We start from the raw sequence: 18,316 nt of genomic DNA, 5'->3' as shown, positions 1-18,316 counted from the left end.
GGAATGCCAACCAGCAAACAGTGAGACAACGATCACTGATAATGCTGCGTGAGGATCCTCGAGCATCCGTGTCTATAGAACGGAATGGTTAGGAGGCGGTGTGACCAGTACGGAATTCGGCCCGGCGGCGGAACTCGATGACGCCACGCTGGTCGACCGGGCGCGCGACGGCGATGTCCGGGCCTTCGAGCAACTGGTCATCCGCTATCAAGGGGCAATGTTCCGGCTCGCGGATCGGATGCTGGCGGATCGCGCGGAGGCCGAGGACGTGGTGCAGGACGTGTTCCTGACGGCCTGGCGACGCATGGGCCAGCTGCAGGACGACGCCGCCTTCACCGGATGGCTGTACCGGGTCACCACCAACCGCTGCCTGAACGTGCTGCGCGCCCGGACACCCGCGGCGGAGGTCGATCCCGAGACCACGGAGTCGGTGCGCACCGATACCCGCCCCGACCATGCCGTGCAGGTCAACGGTCAGCTGAAGGCGCTGACCGCCGCCCTGGGCGAGCTCACGCCCGAGCAGCGGGCGTGCTGGCTGCTGCGCGAGGTGCACGGCCGTTCCTATGAGGAGATCGGCGAGATCGTCGGCGCGAATGTGACCGCGGTGCGTGGGCGGATCGCCCGCGCCCGGGTGCAGCTGGCGGAGGTGATGAAGGCGTGGCGATGACGGATACGACAGTGACCGACGAGGACTACCTGCTGCCCTGCGGGCGCGGCATGGAACAGGTGTGGCGTCGGCTGGACGCGGTGCAGCAGGGCCGCGCCGACGCGCACGAGGCGCGCTGCGGCGACTGCCGGGCGGCCCGCGAGAGCCTGCTGGCCCTGCGCGCGGCCACCCAGGAATTGATCGACGAACCCGATCCGCCGCCCCCGGATCTGTTCGGGCGCATCATGTTCGCGGTGCGCGCCGAGGTGCGGCGCGGTCAGACCCTGCTGCTGCCGACCGAGCCCGCGGGCTCGGTGCAGATCAGCGAGGAGGCGGTGGCGACCGTGATGCGCTTCGCCGCCGACACGGTCCCCGGGGTGCGCGCGCGGCGCTGCAGGATCCGCAGCGTCGGCACGGGTCCGCAGGGCGAGAACATCATTCAGGTCGCCATGTCCATCGCGGTGCGGATCGGCGAGGACCATCTGGACGGCATCGTGCCGCAGGTGCGGCAGCGGGTGGCCGCCGCGGTATCGGCGCGGACGGGCCTGCTGCTGGGTCGCCTGGACGTCACGGTGGCCGACGTCTATCAGGAGAAGGACAGGTGACGGCGCTGTCGGATCGCGAGTTCATCATCTCCGACGCGGTGGTCGCCGGAGTGGCCGCGCGCGCAACGGCGGAGGTGCCGGGTGTGGTCCGGCTCGAGGCGGGGCTGCGCGGCCTGGTGTCGGCCTTCGCCCGCAGCGGCAAACAGCTGCTGGGCGTGCAGAATTCGGCCGCCAAGGCCGATGGTGTGCGGGTGCGCCGCACCCCGGCGGGCGCGCTCGCCGTGCAGGTGGACGTCTCGCTCGGGGCCGACTGCCGCGCGGCCACGGTCGGCGCGGAGATCCAGCGGGCGGTGATCGAGGCCGTACGCGCGCAGACCGGCGTCACCGTCGACGAGGTGTCGGTGACCATTCTCGATATCGAACCGGGGGCGCAGTGACCGCGAAAGCGGAAGTGATCGACAGCATCGTCAGCGCGATCGAGGAGGTGGAAGGTTTGCATCCCGCAACGGGTTTCGGGCTGGACGCGGTGCCGTGGCTGCCGCGTGGCGGTAAGTCCTACGCGGTGGACCTCACCCCGGCGCTCGTCGAGATTCGGGTGGCGGCAAGCGAACTGCCGATTCCGCCACTACTGGAAAAGCTCGGTGGCGCGGTGCGCGCGCTGCTGCAGGAGACCGCCTGGGCCACCGCGACGGTGCGCCTGGTGGTCGAGGAGTTGTACGACGACACGGAATCCAGGAGGAAGTCATGACCGGAACAGCTACCGAGAAGTCGGCCGGCAAGACCGTCCAGAGCGACCAGAAGCCTGCCGCGCGTAATGGTTCGGCCCATCCGGAGGGCCTGGTGACCGATCAGGGCACCACCTCGATCGCCGATATCGTGGTGCAGAAGATCGCCGGGCTCGCGGCCCGCGAGGTGCGCGGCGTGCACGCCCTGGGCGGCGGCGCGGCACGGGCCTTCGGCGCGCTCCGCGATCGCATCCCGGGCGCCTCGGCCAGTGTGGGACAGGGTGTTTCGGTGGAGGTGGGGGAGAAGCAGGCCGCCGTCGATCTGGAACTGGTGGTCGAATACGGGGTGGCCATCGCGGAATTGGCGCGGGCGGTGCGCCGCAATGTCATCACCGCCATCGAGCAGATGACCGCCCTCGAGGTGGTCGAGGTGAACATCAATATCAATGACGTCTACATCCCCGAGGACGACGAGGAATCCGCCCCCGCCGGCAATCGCGTGCAGTAGCAAGCCCATTCGAGGAGGGTGTCGCAGATGAACGCCACTACGCTCGGTCTGTTCACGGGTCTCGCGCTCGGATTCGCCGCGGCCTTCGGCGGATTCGGCGCCTTCGCCATCGTGCTGGTCTTCGCGGTCGCGGGCCTGCTGATCGGCCGCTGGCTGGACGGCTCCATCGATCTGGCCGGCTGGGTGCGCGCGGTCCAGGAACGGAGCAGGCGATGACCGTCGCACTGGACCTGCCCGGCACCACCACGGTCGGCGAGCGGGCCGTGCGCCGGATCGCGGCCCGCGCCGCCACCGAGGTGGACGGGGTGCTGCCGCAGGTCGACGTGTCGGCGGTGGTGACCACGGACACGGCCGCGCTGCGGGTCCGGCTGCCGGTGCGCTATCCGCTGCCGGTGGCCGCCGTCACCGAATCCTGCCGCGCGCATCTGATGGCGCGGGTGGCCGAACTCGCCGGATTGCGGGTCACCGGGGTGGATATCGCCGTCTCCGCCATGGTGGTCGAATCTGTCACGCCCGCAGTGGAATCCGGTCGCCGGAGGGTGCTGTGATCCGGCGGCCGCGGCGGGTGGGCACGGCGACCGCGCTCGCCGCGGCGCTGCTGGCGCTGTCGGTCGCGACCATCGTGTCGCTGGTCCAAAGGCTCTCGGGTGCACGGCAATTCGTCTCCTACGACACCGTCGCCACCCGGCTGCACGACATCCATTGGGGTGACACCGTGGTGCTGACCGCGGGGATCATCGTCGCCGCGCTCGGCCTGCTGCTGCTCGCGCTCGCGCTGACACCCGGTAGAGCCGTGGTGGTCCCGCTGGAACCCATGGACGGCAGTGACGCCGGTATCGATCGGCGCAGTCTGCGCCGGCTGTCCGAGAGCGAAGGCTCCCGATGACGGCCGTCAACCGCCCGGCGCGGCTCAATCGGGTCCTCATCGGCCTGATCGGCCTGACATTGCTGGTCACGGGCGGTGCGCTGGTCGCGGCCCAGCGCGGCTGGATCAGCGGCCTGCACCGTTCCGAGGCCCTCACCCCGGGGACGGCGGAGCCGCCGCGCTGGGTGTTCTACGCGGTGATCGCCGCCGCGGTCGTGGTGGCGTTCCTGTGCCTGCGCTGGCTGGCCGCGCAGTGGTTCCGCATGCCCCGTGCGGTGCAATGGCAACTGGCGGAATCGGATTCGACCGGTGCGACCACGCTGTCCTCGGCGGTGGCGGCCGCGGCGATCGCCGCCGATATCGAATCCTTCGATACCGTGAGTTCGGTCACGGCCTGGCTCACCGGCCCGGCCCGCAGCCCCGAACTGCATCTGGTGGTCACCGCCCTGCCTGCCGCCGACCTGTCCGGCCTGCGCAGACGCATCCTGGACGAGGCGGTGCCCCGGCTGCGAGAAGCGTTGTCGGCCGGGGAGATTCCGGTGAGTACGGAGCTGCGGCTCGCCGCCGATCGGGCTCGCGTCCGCTGACCCTCCGTTTCGGACATCGACTGCCGGGTAGGCCTCAGAGGTCCATGAAATCCGATTGTCGGAGGTACATCGCATGTCCGAGCACGACAAGAATGGAGTCCGGGAAGGCCTGGAAGGTGTGGCCGAGGGCGTGAAGGGCAAGGCCAAGGAAGCCGCGGGCGCCATTCTCGGCAGCGACGATCTGCGCGAGGAGGGCCGCGCCCAGCAGGACAAGGCCCAGTCGCAGCGCGATGCCGCCAAGCATGAGGCGGAGGCGGAGAAGGATCGTGCCGCGGCCCAGGCTCAGGAGGCGCGTCAGCGCGCGCAGCAGAGCTGATAGTTCCGGATCGCGGGGCCGGCGCCGATCGGGGCGCCGGCCCGCCGCGTGGGCAGGGCTGGTCAGCGGGTCAGTGTGCCGGTGTAGGGATACTCCTGGATCCAGTGGAATCCCCTGCTGCGCAAGGGAAATGTGGTGGGGTCCAGGTGCTGCAGGGAGATGGTGGCCGGGCGGCCGTCGACCTGGCCGCGCAGGGTGAGCCGGTCGGGTTCGGGTTGTTCGAAGGTGAATGTGTAGGTGTAGGCCGGTAGGCGGCTCGGCGGGGCCGAGTCGGAGTGGGGCGGGCCGGTCAGGGTGAGGGTGCTCGTCGCCGGGTCGACGATTGCGTCGGCGGGCACGAAGCTGCCGTCCATCTTCTGGAAGGCCGTGGTTCGAGTGTCGAATACCAGTCGCTGCCAACGGGTTTCGTCCGTCGTCAGCGGTGGTAGCGGCTGGCCGTCCAGGGTGAACTCCCGGACGGTCCAGATGCCGTAGAGCGGCGGCTCCGGGACGCCGCCGCCTTCCTGGCGGTAGCCCTGCGCGGCCATCAGCGCGCCGCCCGCCAGCACCCAGAGACCCAGTGCGGCGCTGATCGTGGCGGCGATGCGGTTCGCCCGGCGGCCGCGGAACAACGGCGGCTGGGTGGCGGGTGCGGAAGGTCGTTCCAGCACAAGGATGTTCGCGAGCCGCCGGGCCTGGGGCGCCAGCACGACCAGGCACATCAGCACCAGATGGAACGACAGCAGTTTGACCGGGACGTCGAAGGTCATGTTCAGCACGAAGACCTGGAGCAGGCTGACCAGGCTCAGCAGCGCTCCGGCGGTGGCGGTGCGGGGGATGAACAGCAGCAGCCCGGCGACCACTTCGGCTGCGCCCAGCAGCATTTCGTACACCGGGACGGACCCGACCTGATTCCACAGCACCGCGGTCGGCCCGAAATCCCCGTACGGCGTCAGCAGCGTGACCAGCGTGGGTCGCGGCATCTGCAGCGGGATCACCTTGGCCATGCCGTAGAACAGCATCTGCCCGCCGAGGCAGAGCCGGACGGCGGTGAGGAACCATCGGTACAGCCGGTCGTAGCGTGGTCGCCGCCGATCCAGGATCGACCAGACGGCGGTGATCGCCACGGCGGTGACGAGTACGCAGAACACGAGTACCCAGATCGCCGCCTGATCGCCGCTGTAGGACTTGCGCAGCGGGGCCACCTCGGTGCGGAACACGGTGGTGCTCACGGTCCGGACGACGTCGTCGATCGAATCCAGCTGCCCGCCGAGGGTATCGGCCGCCAGCAGCACGAACAGCGGTCCGGTGAAGACCAGGACAAGCTGCGCGAAAAGCATGCAGAGCAGCCCGAAGTAGGCGAAACAGAAGCGGAATGCGATGCGCGTCCAGGGTTTCCAGGGTCGTCGGCGGTGGTCGGCGGGGGTGCTGTCGTCCTCGTGATCGAGAACCTCTGTGGCAGTGCTCGACATCTGTGCCTCACCCTCCCGAGGAGAAGTCGGACGTGCGGAGCGACCCGGCGCTGATGATGCCATCGCGTGGCGGCGTGCCGGGGGAGGACACGCGCGAAACGCCCGGTCGGTACCCGACACGCGGGACGTTTGCCCGATTTTTGCTGTGTCCTCCGGCGGACTCTGCGAGGATGCGTATTGGACTGTTCTTTCAGCTGCTTACTTCGTCGGAGGATCCGGGAGGAGCCAGGCGCATGCATGCACTGCGAAGGAACTCGCGGGACCCTTGGGGGCGGGTCGTCCCGGCAGTGCTATCGCCACCCAGCAGACGGTCCCCGGCTCGTATGTAGCCGTCCGATTCCGGCATCGGCCGCCACCGTTTCACTTCTCATCCGGACGCCCGGCGTCCGCGGCGCGCCGCCGAATGACTCTCAGGTAGGGCAGCAGCTACGCCCTGTTGTTTCCGATGCGGAGGTGTCGATGGATCTCGAGTGTTCAGCGCAGTACCCGCCCACCCTGGTGGAAGCCCTGTCGAGGCGGGTGACGCAAACCCCGCGCGAGCGGGCCTACCGATTCTCGCACTATCGGCAGGACGACGAGGACGTCGATTACGGGCAGCTATGGGAGCGGGTGGGCGGTCTGGCCGCCCAGGTCCGGGCGGCGACCGCGCCCGGGGACCGGGTCGTGCTGCTGTGCCCGCCGGGCCCGGACTTCGTCTACGCCTTCTTCGCGTGCATGGTGAGCGGCCGGGTCGCGGTGGCGGCGCATCTGCCGATGTCCGCGCAGCAGGTGGAGACCCTGCGCGCGATCATCGCCGACAGTGGCGCGGTGGCGGCCATCGCGCCGCTGGCGATCGTGCCGCTCGACCAGGCGTCGCTGGGACCGGATATCCGGATCATCGACAGTGGTTCGGCCGCCGCGCTTTCGGGTGCGGACCCGCTCGCCGGGCCGCCGCCCGGCCCGGACGACATCGCCTTCCTGCAGTACACCTCCGGGTCCACGGGCATGCCCAAGGGCGTCACCGTGCTGCACCGGAACCTGATCGACAATCTCGGCCGGATCGCCTCGAAATACGCTATGGGACAGCGGACTTCGATCGTCTCCTGGCTGCCGCCCTTTCACGACATGGGACTCATCCAGGGCGTCCTGCTGCCCGCGTTCCTGGGTGGTCGCGCCACCCTGCTGTCGCCGATGACCTTCCTGCGCGACCCGCTCATCTGGCTGCGCGCCATCTCCGGGACTCCGCACGTCGTGGCGGGTGGCCCGAACCTGGCCTACGGCCTGTGCCTGAAGCGAGTGTCTCCGGCCGCCGCGGCGGGGCTGGATCTGAGCGGGTGGGAGCTGGCCTTCGTCGGCGCGGAACCGGTGGATCCGGTCATCCTGCGCCGGTTCGCGGAGATGTTCGCGGAGAACGGTTTTCGCGCGAGCAGCCTCACCCCCATGTACGGCCTGGCCGAGTCCACACTGTTCGTGAACGGCGGACCGGCCGGTGCGGGCGCGCGGTCGCGCCACTTCCGCACCGCCGAGCTGGAACAGGGCGTCGCCGTCGTGGACACCGAGGGTCGTGAGCTGGTGAGCATGGGGCCGGTGCGCGATTGCGAGCTGGCCATCGTGGACCCGCGGACGCGACAGCGCTGCGCCGGGAATCGGGTCGGCGAGATCTGGCTGCGCGGCCCGAGCGTGACCGCCGGATATTGGCGCCAACCCGCCGCGAACGAACGCGCGTTCGAGGCGACGATCACCGACGGCGACGGCGCGCACTACCTGCGCACCGGCGATCTGGGTTTCGTTGCGGAGGGCGAGCTCTACATTTCCGGACGCATCAAGGAATTGATGATCGTGCACGGTCGCAATATCTTCCCGCAGGACGTCGAGCGCACAATTCTGTCGAATCATCCTACGTTTCGACCCGGAGGTTGCGCGGTATTCGCTGCGCAGATCGACAACGAAGACCGCGTAATGGTCGTGCAAGAGCTCAACGAGCCACCGGCACAGGACACCGCCGCGGCGCTCGAAGGCTCGATTCGCGACGTGGTCAGCCGCGCCCACGCCATCAGCGTGCATCGGATCATCTTCGTGGGCAAGGGTGAAGTCCCCAAGACCACCAGCGGCAAAATCCAGCGTCAGCGTTTGCGCGCGGAGTACTCGTCCCCGGCGTTATTACAGGAGAGCGCGAAATGACCAGGTTCGTAGGCGATGTCACCGTGCTGGAATATTTCAGCGGCTGGGTTTCCGATCGGCTCGAGCGTGACGCGGTGGATCCGCACGCGCCGCTCACCTCGCTGGGATTGAATTCGGTCCAGGCGGCGGAATTGATGACCATCCTGGAGGAGCGCTACGACACGGAGATCACCGCCGAACAGATCTTCGACGGGCTGAGCCTGGCCGAGGTCGCGGAACTGGTCGGAATGCGCGGCGGCACAGACATATCCGTGCCGATGGTCGATTCCCCGCCGCCCCCGGCCGCACTGCCGTCCCGCGAGCTGGCCTTCAGCCTGCTGTTCTTCTCCAGCGATGCGCAGCGCCGGGCCGACAGCCGATACCACCTGCTGCTGGAGAGCGCCCGCTTCGCGGATCGGCACGGCTTCCACGCGATGTGGTTGCCGGAGCGGCACTTCCACTCCTTCGGCGGCCTCTACCCGAATCCGGCCGTGCTGGGTGCGGCGCTGGCCGCGACCACCGAGCGAGTGCGCATCCGCGCGGGCAGTGTGGTGCTGCCGCTGCACAATCCGGTCCGGGTCGCCGAGGACTGGTCGGTGGTCGACAACCTCTCGAACGGGCGGGTCGATATCGCCTTCGCAACCGGTTGGAACGCAGACGATTTCGTGCTGGCCGACCACAACTACGCCGATCGCGTCGAGGTCACCCGCTCGGGTATGGAGACCGTGGCGAGACTCTGGCGCGGTGAGCCGATCTCCCTGCCCAACGGTGCGGGCGAGCAGCGCTCGGTGCGGATCTTCCCGGCGCCGATCCAGCCCGCGCTGCCGGTGTGGCTGACGTGCAGCGGCGGCATCGAACGGTTCGAGATGGCCGGGGCGCTGGGGGTCAATATCCTGACCGCCCTGCTGTTCCAGGAAGTGGACGAGCTGGCCGAGAAACTGAGCGCCTATCGCAGGGCGCGCGCCGAGCACGGCCACGGCAGTGCGGACGGCACCGTCACGGTCATGCTGCACACCTTCGTCGGCGACACCGACGCGGCCGTGCGCGCAACCGTCGAAGCGCCGTTCAAGCGCTACCTCGAGGATTCGGTCGACCTGTGGCGGCGCGGCTCCGAGGCGCTCGAGAATCTGGACGAGAAATCGCGAGCCAAGGTGCTGGACTTCGCATTCGAGCGCTACTACCGCAACAACGGCCTGTTCGGCACGCCGGATTCCACGCTGCCGATGATCACCCGGCTGCGCGAGATCGGCGTCGACGAGATCGCCTGCCTGATCGACTTCGGCATCCCCGACGCCGAGGTGCTGACCGGGCTCGGCGCACTGGCCGAACTCAGCGCCAAGGCGCGCACCGTCCACCTCTCCCAGTAGTTCTCCCCGACGCAGGAGCATCATTGACCGGGCACCGTTCGCTTCCCTTTCCGCTCTCGGCCGCACAGCAGGGAATCTGGTTCGCACAGCAGTTGATCGGTGCCACGCCGATAACCAACGCCCTGTGTATAGACCTGCGCGGTGACCTCGATGCCGAGTTGCTGGCGGAATCGTTCTGGCGGGCGGCCGACGAATTCGGGGCGGGACGCCTGCGCGTACTCGAATCCGAGGGCACGGTGCTGCAGGCCGTGGACCGGCCGCTGGACCGGACGGTCGAGCGACTGGATCTGCGCGCCGCCGCGGATCCGGTGGCCGCGGCCCGGGAGTGGATGGGCGAGGAGTACGGCCGCCCGGTCGATCTGCAGCGGGATCGGCTGATCACCACCGCGCTGCTGCGAGTGGCCGATGAGCGCTGGTTCTGGTACGTGCGCGGCCATCACATCGTCATGGACGCCCTGGCCGCCATGGCGCTGCTGCGCCGGGTGGGTGAGCTGTACACCGCCGCGGTCGAGGGCCGCGAACCGGCCGCCGTCCGCGTCCGGGAGCTGGCGGATCTGGTGGCGGAGGACGAAAAGTACCGTGCCTCCGAGCGTTTCGCGACCGACCGGGAGTTCTGGCAGGCTCGGCTGGCCGATCTGCCCGCCCCGGTCAGCCTGGCCGGAAAGACGGGTCAGGCCGACGCGCACCCGATCTCGGTGAGCGGCGACCTCCCCGCGGCGGCCGGTGCGCTGCTCGACGCCGCGGTCAAGGCCACGTCGGCGAATCAGGCCGCGCTCATCCTGGCCGTGTTCGGCCTGTTCCTGGGCCGCATGACCGATCACGAGGATGTCGTGCTCAGCCTGCCGGTGACCGCCCGCGTCACCACCGCGGCCATGCGTTCGGGCGGCATGCTGGCCAATACCGTGCCGTTCCGCGTGACGGCGGGGCCGGAGGTCACCGCCGGTGCGCTGATCCAGGCCACGCATCGGCAGCTGATCGAAGTGTTGCGCCGGCAGCGGTACCGGCAGGAGGACATGTTCCGCGATATGGGCCGGCTGACCCCGCAGACGCAGGTGTTCGGGCCGTACGTGGACATGATGATGTTCGATACGCGAATCATGCTGGGCCCCCTCACCGGACAGTGGGAGGTGCTGACTCCGGGCCTGGTCTCGGATCTGTCGGTGAGCGTCTACCCGGGTACGGATTCGGGGGCGACGCGGGTGGACTTCGTCGCCAACCACAATCTGTACTCGGCGGAAGAGCTTGCGCGCCACCATCATCGATTCCTGCGCTTCATGGAATCGTTCCTACACGCGGTGAGCGCCGACCCCGCCACCCCGATCCGCGACATCGCCCTGCTCGAGCCCGGGGAACGCGAGCGTGTGGTGCGGGAGTGGAACGATTCCGCGTCGGCGACCGATTCCGGCGTGACCCTCGTCGACGCCTTCGCACGGCAGGCGGCGGCGACCCCGGATGCCGTCGCCGTCGTCGCCGGTGCGGAGCGCATCACCTACCGGGAGTTCCAGGCGCGGGCGACGGAGTGGGCGAGCGTGCTCGCGGCGCACGGTGCCGGTCCGGAAAGCATTGTCGCGGTGGCCCTTCCGAAGGGCATCCCGTTGCTCACGGCCATGCTCGCGATTCTGCGGACGGGTGCGGCGTATCTGCCGTTGGACCCGGCCTCGCCGTCGGACCGGATCGCCTACATTCTCGCCGACGCCGCGCCCGAACTGGTGCTCGTCGACGACTCCACCGCTGACCTGGGTGCCACCGTCGCGGTGCCACGACTGCACATCGACGCCATCGGCCGTGGCAGCGCGCATTTCGCACCGGTGCGCCCGCGTCCGGACAACCTCGCGTACGTCATCTACACCTCGGGTACCACAGGAAATCCCAAGGGCGTCACCGTCACTCACGCGAATGCGGTCGCCCTGTTCGCGGCCACCCGGCCCTGGTGCGAATTCGGTCGCGACGATGTCTGGGCGTGGTGTCATTCGCAGGCGTTCGACTTCTCGGTCTGGGAGATCTGGGGTGCGCTGCTGCACGGCGGACGGGTGGTCGTGGTGCCGCGCGAGGTGGCGTACTCCCCGGCGGACCTGTGGCAGCTGGTCGTCGACGAGGGCGTGACCATCCTGAACCAGACGCCGTCGGCGTTCTACACCCTGATCGAGACCAGGCGCGGGATCGACGACGAACGGTGCGCCCTGCGCCTGGTGGTGTTCGGCGGAGAAGCCCTGGACCCCAGGCGGTTACGCGGCTGGCCGCTGCTCGACCGCCCCGGCGGACCGGCGCTGGTGAACATGTACGGCATCACCGAGACCACCGTGCACGTCACGAAACAGCCGCTGACACAGGACCACCGCAACGGGGAGCCGGGTGTCAGCCCGATCGGCGTGCCCCTGGCGAATCTGCGGACCTACGTGCTGGATTCGTGGCTGCGGCCGGTACCGGTCGGCGTCGCGGGCGAACTGTATGTGGCGGGCGATCAGGTCTCGCGCGGCTACCACGATCGCGCGGGCCTGACCTCCGCGCGGTTCGTCGCCGACCCCTTCGACGCGGCGGGCAGCGGCGGAAGGCTGTACCGCAGTGGCGATCTCGTGCGTTGGAACGAGTCCGGCGTGCTCGAATATCTCGGCCGTGTCGACGAGCAGGTGAAGATTCGCGGCTACCGCATCGAACTCGGCGAGATCGAGGCGGTGGCGGCCGCCCAGCCCGCCGTCGCCCAGGCCGTCGTCACCACCCACAGTGCTGCCGCCGCCGATACCCAGCTGGTCGCCTACCTCGTCCCGGACCCGCAGCACGCTCCCGCGGCGGCGACATGCCTTCGGCTGCAACGTGACGGCGCGATCGGCCCCGGCGAACTGCACGAGCTCCCGAACGGTATGCCGATCGTCGGCCGCAACCGGTCCAATATCGAATTCCTCTACCAGGAGATCTTCGAGAACGCCGAGTACTGCCGCAGCGGCATGTCCATCCCGGAGTCGGGCTGCGTGGTCGATGTGGGCTCGCACGTCGGCATGTTCTCGATCTTCGCCAAGCGCACCTCGCCCGCGCTGAAAATCTATGCGGTGGAGGCGATGCCCGAGCTGCGCCGCATGTACGCCGCCAACTCGGCGCTGCACGATCTGGACGCCACCCTGGTGCCGTGCGCCATCGGCGCGGAGACGACCACCGACATCTTCACCTACTACCCGGAGATGTCGGTGCTGTCGGGCCGCGGCACCGACAGCACCGTGCAGCGCGAGATCCTGGAATCGTTCATCCATCACGAATTCGAGGCGGAGAGCCGGGATCTGGGCGACGGCCTGGTCGATCAGCTGATCACCGACCGGCTCGACTTCTCCCAGGTCGAGGTGCCGGTCCGCACCCTGTCGGGGATCATCGACGAGTACGGCATCCCGCGCGTCGACCTGCTCAAGATCGACGTCGAGGGCAGTGAGCTGGACGCCCTGCGGGGTATCGAGACCCGGCACTGGCCGCTCATCGACCGCATGGTGATCGAGGTCCACGATGTCGAGGACCGCCTGGCCTGCGTGGAGAAGCTGCTCGGCGAGCACGGGTTCACCGTCGAATCCCAGGTGTCGCCCAATGTGATCGGCACCGACCTGCATATCGTCTACGCGATTCGCACTGTGCTGCAGTCGGATTCGGAGACGCGCGCCGCCGGGGTCCGGCCGGAGCTGCTGCGGCCGGACGAGACCTGGTGTGCGCCGGGCGTACTCGGCAGGCTGCTGCGCGAGCGCCTCGGCGAGCGGCTGCCGGGTTACATGGTGCCCGAGGTGGTGATGCTGCTGGACGCCCTCCCCTTGACGGTGAACGGCAAGATCGACAAGGCGGCGCTGCCGGAACCGGTGGTGGCGCGGGCCTGCTATCGCGCACCCGCGACCCCGCTCGAGGAGATCGTGGCGACGGTGTTCGCGGAGGTTCTCGGCGTCGAACAGGTCGGTGTGGACGACGATTTCTTCGCGCTGGGCGGCAATTCGCTCTCGGCCACCCGGCTCGCGGCGCGGCTGACCGACGGTGTCGGCGTACCGGTGGCGGTGCGCGACGTATTCGAAGCCTCGATGGTGCGGGGCTTGGCCGAACTGCTCGCCGCCCGGGTGGCCGACACCGGAGAGGTGTCGTCGGGGCCGATACTCGGCCGGCGGGAGCGCCCGGCGCGGGTGCCGCTGTCCTACGCACAGCAGCGCATGTGGTTCGTCAACCGCTTCGACCCCGAGTCGGTGGCCTACAGCATTCCGATGGTGTTGCGGCTGACCGGTGCGCTGGATCCGGCGGCCCTGTCGGCGGCGGTGTGGGATCTGCTGTCGCGCCACGAGGTGCTGCGCACCCGGTACCCGGACGTGGATGGCGTGCCCTGTCAGCTGGTGGTCCCGGTCGAGGAACTGAGCGACTGCGCCGATGTGGATCTGACGCCCCGCGCGGTGACCGCCGCCGAGGCGGACAGCGCGCTGGCGGCACTGGTGGCGGTGGGTTTCGATGTGGCCGAACGGATTCCACTGCGGGCCCGGTTGCTGGCGCTCGGGCCGCAGGACCACCTGCTGGTGCTGGTCGTGCATCACATCAACGCGGACGGCTTCTCCATGGCCCCACTCGCGCGTGATCTGGGCGCGGCCTACGCGGCGCGCTGTGCCGGGACGCGACCGGAGTGGCCGCCGATGCCGGTGCAGTACGCCGATTTCGCGCTGTGGCAGCGGGATTCGCTGGGGGAGGTCGCCGACCCGGATTCGGTGCTGGCACGGCATCTGCGGTACTGGGCCGAGCGACTGCGCGATATCCCCGAGGTCTCCGGGTTGCCGACGGACCGCCCGCGTCCCGCCGTGGCGTCGCACCGGGGCGCGAAGCACCGCTTCGTGCTGGAACCGCGCGTGGCCGAGGGCTTGCACGCGCTGGCCCAGGCGCGTGGCGCGACGGTGTTCATGGTGTTCCACGCGGCGCTGGCGGTGGTGCTCTCCCGCCTGTCCGGCAGCGCCGATATCGCGGTGGGAACGCCGGTTTCGGGCCGTGGCTCGGCCCTGCTCGACGACGTGATCGGCATGTTCGTCAATACGGTGGTGCTGCGCACCGACATCGACGAGACGCTGCCGTTCACCGATCTGCTGGCGCGGGTTCGCGAGGTCGACCTGGATGCCTTCGCCCATGCGCAGGCCCCGTTCGAGCAGGTGGTGGAGGCGCTGGATCCGCCGCGCAGCCAGGCCCATCATCCGCTGTTCCAGGTGATGCTGGCCTTCCACAACCTCGACGCGGTCCGGTTGGACCTGCCGGGCCTGGCGGTGGCCGCCTCGGGCGCGGAGACCGGTATCGAGCGCTTCGATCTGACCTTCACGCTCACCGACGCGTGCGATCGCGACGGCACCATGCCGGTCGAACTCGGTTATGCCACCGATCTTTTCGATGCGGAAACCATCGCCGCCCTGGTCGCCCGCCTGCAGCGCGTACTGCGCGCGGTGACGGTGGATCCCGCGGTTCCGGTGCACGACATCGAAATCCTTTCCAGCTCGGAGCGGCGCGCGCTGGTCCGTGAATGGGGCCTGGCGGGTCTGGACGCGCCCGCGGGCACGGTGACGCTGCCCGATCTGCTGGCGGCGGCGGTGGCCGCCAACCCCGGCGGGGACGCGGTGGTGGACGGCGAACGAAGCCTGTCCTATCGGGAGCTCGATGAGCGGTCGAATCGCTTGGCGCGCTTGCTCATCGACGGGGGAGCGAGTGCCGAGTCGGTGGTCGCGGTCGGCGTGCCGCGTTCGCTGGAATGGGTGCTCGCGGTGTGGGCCATCGCCAAGACGGGCGCGGCCTTCCTCTCGGTCGACCCGGCGCATCCGTGTGAGCGCAACCAGTACGTGTGCGCGGATTCCGGTGTCCGCCTGGGTATTACGACATCCGAGTTCGAGTCGGAGCTTGCGGCGGAGGGTGCGATCTGGCTCGCGCTGGACGATCCGGCCGTGGCCGCCCGGATCGAGGCGCAGCCGACAACCGCTGTCACCGACCGGCTCCGGCGGGCCGCGCTGCGCCCGCAGAACCCCGCCTACATGGTGTACACCTCCGGGTCGACCGGGCGGCCCAAGGGCGTCGAGGTCACCCATGCCGGACTCGCGACACTGATCGCCGACCACCTCCGGCGCTTCGGCGCGGACGCGGACTCGCGGGTGCCCGCGGTCGCCGCGCGCACCTTCGACGCGGCCATTCTCGAACTGCTGCTCGCGGTGTCGGGCGCGGCCGTGCTCGTGGTGGCGCCGGCGGAGGTGTACAGCGGGCAGCCGCTGCGGGATCTGCTGCGCGAGCAGCGCATTACGCACGCCTTCCTGACCCCCGCGGTCGCCCTGTCGATCGAGCCCGCCGGTCTGGACACGCTGCGCGTGGTGGCGACCGGTGGCGATCAGTGTGGGCCACAGCTGGTTTCGCGATGGTCGGGCACCGACACGGCCGGGCGGCGGCGGGTGCACAACCTGTACGGGCCCGCCGAGGCCTCGATCTGGGTGACCGGCGCCGAACTCGCGCCCGGCGAGCCGGTCGGCATCGGCGGACCGATCCCGGGTATCGGCGCACTGGTATTGGATGCGCGGCTGCGGCCGGTGCCGGTGGGTGTGGTGGGTGAGCTGTATCTCTCGGGAGCCGGTGTGGCACGCGGATATCGCGGCCGGGCGGGGTTGACGGCCTCCCGCTTCATCGCCGATCCGTTCGGCGGACCGGGGCGCAGGCTCTACCGCACGGGGGATCTGGTGCGCTGGACCGGAGCCGGAACAGGTTCGGGGACAGGCGCACTGGCCTATGTGGGCCGCGCCGACTTCCAGCTGAAGCTGCGCGGACAGCGGCTGGAACCCGGCGAGATCGAGGCCGTGCTGTGCGGGCTGGACGAGATCGCGCGGGCCGCCGTGATCGTGCACTCGCCCGGTGCCGATGCCGCCGCCGGTGCGCGTCTGGTCGCCTACGTGGAGGCGGTGGCGGGCAGTACGGTGGATCCCGCGGCGGTCCGGGAAGCGCTGGGCGCGCGTCTGCCCGGGTACATGGTTCCCGATGTGGTGATGGTGCTCGCGGAGCTGCCGCTGACCGGCACCGGCAAGGTCGATCGCCGGGCGCTGCCGGAACCGGAGTTCGCGCCGCGGGAGTTCCGGGCGCCGTCCTCGCCGGTGGAGCAGCTCGTGGCCGAGGTGTTCGCCGAGGTGCTCGGCGTGGAACAGGTTGGCGCGGACGATGATTTCTTCGCCCTGGGCGGCGATTCGATCGTCTCGATCCAGGTGGTGTCGCGGGCGCGGGCGCGCGGTGTGGTGTTCGGTCCGCGTGATGTCTTCGAACAGCGCACCGCCGCGGGTTTGGCGCGGTGTGCGCGTACGGCCGACACCGCGCATGTCGTGGCCGAACTGCCCGGCGGCGGCCTCGGCGAGATGCCGCTGCTGCCGGTCGCCCGGTGGATGACGCAGTGGGGCAGGGGCTTCGATCATTTCGAGCAGCACATGATGCTGCCGATGCCGGCCGGTATCGAGTCGTCGGCGGTGATCACGGCGCTGAACGCGGTGCTGGATCGGCACGACATGCTGCGTTCTCGCCTGGTGCGCGACACGAGCGGCGAATGGTCGCTGACGGTCGACGCCCCCGGCACGGTGGATGCCGCCGCGCTGCTGCACCGGCGAACGCTCGGCCCGGAGATCGCCACCGACACCGTGGACGGCCGCGAACGTCTGGCGGAAGTGGCTGCGGCGGAATTCGATTCGGCCGTCCGCGCGCTGGATCCGCGCGGCGGCGCGATGGTGCGGTTCGTGTGGCTCGAGCCCGCCTCCGAGACGCCGGGACGACTGCTGACGGTGGCGCACCACCTGGTGGTCGACGGCGTCTCCTGGCGGATTCTGCTGCCCGATGTGCTGCGCGCCCTCGACCAGGCGGTCGCCGGTACGCGAGCGGGGCTCGACCCGGTGGGCACGTCGATGCGGCGCTGGGCGCACGGATTGGTCACCGCCGCAACCGAACCCGCGCGAGTGGCGGAACTGGGCCGGTGGCAGTCGATGGTCTCGGGTCCGGATCCGGTGCTGGGCGGCCGGGAACTGGACCCCGCAATCGATACGGCCGCGACCCTCGAGCAGGTGGACGTGGTATTGCCCGAATCGGCGACCCGGTCACTGCTGTCCCGCGTTCCGGCGGCGTTCCACGGCAGCGTGGACGACGCGCTGCTGGCGGGTCTGACTGTGGCGCTGCGCATCTGGCGCGCACGCCGGGGTATCGACGAGTCGTCGGTGCTGGTGCGGCTGGAAGGGCACGGCCGCGAGGAAGCCGTGGTCCCCGGCGCGGACCTGTCGCGGACGGTCGGCTGGTTCACCTCCCTGTACCCCGTGCGGTTCGACCTCGCCGGAATCGATGTCGCCGAGGTGGCCGCCGGTGGGGAGGCGGTCGCGGCGGCGGTGCTGTCGGTGAAGGAGACGCTGCGGTCGATCCCGGACAAGGGCATCGGCTACGGCCTGCTGCGCTACCTGAACCCGGACACGGCGGGCGCGTTGCCCGATCGCATGCCGGGCCGTGTCGGCTTCAACTATCTGGGCCGGGTCACCGGCCTGGATCCGTTGGTGCACAGCGGGATCGACGGCGGTCCGGGCGTGCGGACGGCCGTGGACCCGGATCTGCCGGTGACGCTCGCGATCGACGCGTCCGCCCTCGTGCTCGACGACTGCCTCCACACCAGCTTCCGCTTCCCGCGCACCCTGCTGAACTCGGCGGAGATCACAGAGCTGGCGGACCTGTGGTCCCAGGTGCTGACCGCGATCGTCGCGCACGCCGAAACCCCCGGTGCGGGTGGGCATTCCCCCGCCGATTTCGGGCTGGTCGCCGTGACACAGTCCGAGGTGCACGCCCTGGAACGGGCGTATCCGTCGATGACCGACGTGTGGCCGGTGACCCCGCTGCAGGCCGGTCTGCTGTTCCACACCGGACTGACCGCGCCCGCCGAATCGGATGCCTATGTCGCACAGTTGGTGCTGCGACTCGACGGCCTGCTGGACGGTGAGCGGCTGCGCGCGGCCGCGGCCGCGCTGGTGGATCGGCACGCGATCCTGCGCACGGCCTTCACCACCATCGGTGGCGGTGCAGCGGTCGCGGTGGTGTGCGGTGACGTCGAATCGTCCTGGGAGCAGGTCGATCTCACCGGCCGCCTCGATCCTGACGCGGCCTTGGCCGAAGTGGCCGCCGCGCAGCGGACGATCCGGTTCGAT

General features: G+C 69.7%; 14 protein-coding genes (1 of these 14 running past the window's edge). 13 read left to right on the top strand and 1 reads right to left on the bottom strand.

Features of this window, described 5'->3' with window-relative positions:
* The first annotated feature begins 100 nt into the window (after positions 1-100).
* The 10 genes from JK358_RS18670 (at position 101) to mbp1 (ending at position 4,192) form a co-directional block, all read left to right on the top strand.
* Positions 101-667 (top strand): RNA polymerase sigma factor, encoded by a 567-nt coding sequence (locus JK358_RS18670; RefSeq protein WP_307817612.1) that lies wholly within the window; start codon positions 101-103, stop codon positions 665-667.
* A complete protein-coding gene (locus JK358_RS18665; protein WP_201949018.1) occupies positions 664-1,251 on the top strand; it encodes an Asp23/Gls24 family envelope stress response protein in 588 nt (195 codons plus the stop codon). The genes JK358_RS18670 and JK358_RS18665 overlap by 4 nt, the downstream gene beginning before the upstream one ends.
* The gene (locus tag JK358_RS18660; protein ID WP_307817611.1) at positions 1,248-1,628 is read left to right on the top strand and encodes an Asp23/Gls24 family envelope stress response protein; all 381 of its coding nucleotides are present in this window, start codon (positions 1,248-1,250) and stop codon (positions 1,626-1,628) included. Before JK358_RS18665 ends, JK358_RS18660 begins: the two co-directional genes overlap by 4 nt.
* On the top strand, positions 1,625-1,939 hold the full coding sequence (locus tag JK358_RS18655) for a hypothetical protein (protein WP_201949017.1): 315 nt from the start codon (positions 1,625-1,627) through the stop codon (positions 1,937-1,939). Before JK358_RS18660 ends, JK358_RS18655 begins: the two co-directional genes overlap by 4 nt.
* Positions 1,936-2,424: an Asp23/Gls24 family envelope stress response protein gene (locus tag JK358_RS18650; RefSeq protein WP_201949016.1), complete on the top strand. Its 489-nt coding sequence runs from the start codon at positions 1,936-1,938 to the stop codon at positions 2,422-2,424. The genes JK358_RS18655 and JK358_RS18650 overlap by 4 nt, the downstream gene beginning before the upstream one ends.
* Before the next feature lie 27 nt (positions 2,425-2,451).
* Positions 2,452-2,640, top strand: coding sequence for a hypothetical protein (locus JK358_RS18645; protein ID WP_201949015.1), 189 nt, complete (start codon positions 2,452-2,454; stop codon positions 2,638-2,640).
* Positions 2,637-2,972, top strand: a complete 336-nt coding sequence (locus JK358_RS18640; protein WP_201949014.1) for an Asp23/Gls24 family envelope stress response protein — start codon at positions 2,637-2,639, stop codon at positions 2,970-2,972. Before JK358_RS18645 ends, JK358_RS18640 begins: the two co-directional genes overlap by 4 nt.
* Positions 2,969-3,310 (top strand): hypothetical protein, encoded by a 342-nt coding sequence (locus JK358_RS18635; protein WP_201949013.1) that lies wholly within the window; start codon positions 2,969-2,971, stop codon positions 3,308-3,310. Before JK358_RS18640 ends, JK358_RS18635 begins: the two co-directional genes overlap by 4 nt.
* A complete protein-coding gene (locus JK358_RS18630) occupies positions 3,307-3,876 on the top strand; it encodes an alkaline shock response membrane anchor protein AmaP (RefSeq protein ID WP_201949012.1) in 570 nt (189 codons plus the stop codon). Before JK358_RS18635 ends, JK358_RS18630 begins: the two co-directional genes overlap by 4 nt.
* A gap of 73 nt (positions 3,877-3,949) precedes the next feature.
* Positions 3,950-4,192 carry a microaggregate-binding protein 1 gene (mbp1, locus tag JK358_RS18625; RefSeq protein WP_201949011.1) on the top strand — a complete coding sequence of 81 codons (243 nt, stop codon included), beginning with the start codon at positions 3,950-3,952 and terminating at the stop codon, positions 4,190-4,192.
* Between the two features lie 62 nt (positions 4,193-4,254).
* On the opposite strand, the gene JK358_RS18620 is transcribed toward mbp1, so the two are convergent.
* Complete coding sequence (locus JK358_RS18620) at positions 4,255-5,643, bottom strand: DoxX family protein (protein WP_201949010.1); 1,389 nt, start codon at positions 5,641-5,643, stop codon at positions 4,255-4,257.
* A 459-nt stretch (positions 5,644-6,102) separates the two neighbouring features.
* Here JK358_RS18620 and JK358_RS18615 point away from each other — a divergent pair, with 459 nt between their 5' ends.
* The 3 genes in view from JK358_RS18615 to JK358_RS18605 are tightly spaced (at most 23 nt apart) and all read left to right on the top strand, a layout consistent with a single transcriptional unit that may run on beyond the window.
* Positions 6,103-7,803, top strand: a complete 1,701-nt coding sequence (locus tag JK358_RS18615; RefSeq protein ID WP_201949009.1) for a fatty acyl-AMP ligase — start codon at positions 6,103-6,105, stop codon at positions 7,801-7,803.
* Entirely contained in the window at positions 7,800-9,149 is a 1,350-nt protein-coding gene (locus JK358_RS18610) for a MupA/Atu3671 family FMN-dependent luciferase-like monooxygenase (protein ID WP_201949008.1), read from the top strand. The genes JK358_RS18615 and JK358_RS18610 overlap by 4 nt, the downstream gene beginning before the upstream one ends.
* Before the next feature lie 23 nt (positions 9,150-9,172).
* Positions 9,173-18,316: the beginning of a non-ribosomal peptide synthase/polyketide synthase gene (locus JK358_RS18605; protein WP_201949007.1), read on the top strand. The gene runs 19,386 nt beyond the window's last position; 9,144 of the gene's 28,530 nt are visible here — the first part of the coding sequence; it begins with the start codon at positions 9,173-9,175; its stop codon lies off the right edge, out of view.

Source organism: Nocardia acididurans (assembly GCF_016741815.1).
GTDB classification, from domain to species: domain Bacteria; phylum Actinomycetota; class Actinomycetes; order Mycobacteriales; family Mycobacteriaceae; genus Nocardia; species Nocardia acididurans.
This window is presented reverse-complemented; position numbering and strand designations above follow the sequence as displayed.